Here is a 747-nt window from a genome sequence, read left to right on the forward strand (position 1 = left end):
AAAATTGGTTTCGCTCTTTAGGTGTGTATTTATATATGGACAAATACAAATACACGGGTAAAGATGAAGACATACAGTTAGAAATGATAAAATAATATGCTTAAAAAATTATTTTTTTATAGTTGGTTTTTAGTGTTTTGGGTGAGCTGCGCCCAAAACACTAAAACTACTAAAAATATGAACACTGCAGACCAAGATAGCATTACCATACATAATGTTACAGATAAAATGTGGCAAGCTATGCCAAAGTATAATGAACAACCTATGTATTTACTGCGCATAAACCAAGAGTATTGCACCTATGAGGTTTTGGTAAATGACTTCCCTGTAAAAGAGTATTATAGAAGTGGTAAAGAATGATGAAGTTGTTGCAAAAAATTATAGTCTTATGCAGTATGCTTCTGCTACAGAAGTTAACAGAGATGTTTTAAAATCGGGACAACAAACTGTTACGTACAGGCTCTACCCTGTGGGAGATTTGGTAAAAGAAGAAATTGGTGAAGGAGATACCATTACAACATTACTAAATAGCACAGAGATTAGTATAGACGTAATACGGGTAGATGACATAAATACTTATGAAAGCATTACAGACGATGAAAAATTAGTAGTAAAACACCAAAGTAAAAAAAATAAAGAAACTGGTAATTTTATAGGTGCAGGCTTGCCGTATTATGAGTATACTTTTACCTTTAATGCACAAGTACCGTATGAGATAGAAGGCTGGACTAATGGTATAGACTTACG

General features: G+C 33.1%; 1 protein-coding gene and 1 pseudogene. Both read left to right on the plus strand.

The features are described from left to right. The first annotated feature begins 177 nt into the window (after window positions 1-177). The gene (locus tag KLA_RS17335; protein WP_152536882.1) at window positions 178-360 is read left to right on the plus strand and encodes a hypothetical protein; all 183 of its coding nucleotides are present in this window, start codon (window positions 178-180) and stop codon (window positions 358-360) included. Further along, window positions 347-747 (plus strand): annotated as a pseudogene (locus KLA_RS17340) (hypothetical protein); the annotation flags it as partial. The gene KLA_RS17335 and the pseudogene KLA_RS17340, both read left to right, overlap by 14 nt.

Source organism: Cellulophaga geojensis KL-A (assembly GCF_000568425.1).
Taxonomy (GTDB): domain Bacteria; phylum Bacteroidota; class Bacteroidia; order Flavobacteriales; family Flavobacteriaceae; genus Cellulophaga; species Cellulophaga lytica.

Excerpts from the sequence above, each read along its gene's own strand:
- KLA_RS17335 (WP_152536882.1), top strand. The coding sequence starts at position 178 with ATGAACACTGCAGACCAAGATAGCATTACCATACATAATGTTACAGAT.